This window comes from Flavonifractor sp. DFI.6.63, assembly GCF_024462255.1.
GTDB lineage: Bacteria > Bacillota > Clostridia > Oscillospirales > Oscillospiraceae > Lawsonibacter_A > Lawsonibacter_A hominis.
The window spans coordinates 1-279 of the sequence record NZ_JANGBE010000143.1 but is presented as its reverse complement, the minus strand read 5'-3'; the positions used below and the strand labels follow the sequence as shown (position 1 = coordinate 279).

The window sequence follows — 279 nt, the reverse complement described above, 5'->3', positions numbered from 1 at the left end:
GTCCGCCACCCGCTCGGCGCCTTCGGTCAGCCGCTCGATGGGGGTGATCAGCGTCGTGGACAGCAGGAACGAGAGCAGCACGGAGATCACCAGCCCGAAGACCAGCGCCTCCACGATCAGGGTAATCAGCTCGCTGTTCAGGGCCTGCACGGTCGTGCGGTCATCCCGCACATAGATGATATAGCCGGCCCCCCCGCGTTCCAGCGGCACCGCCACGTCCATATAGGCGGCGGCCGGATCGTTGTCGTCGCCGATCTCTCCATTGAGCGCGCGGCTCAG

At 66.3% G+C, this 279-nt stretch carries 1 pseudogene; it reads right to left on the bottom strand.

Annotated elements, in window-relative coordinates:
* A pseudogene (locus NE547_RS18250) lies at positions 1-279 on the bottom strand (diguanylate cyclase); the annotation flags it as partial.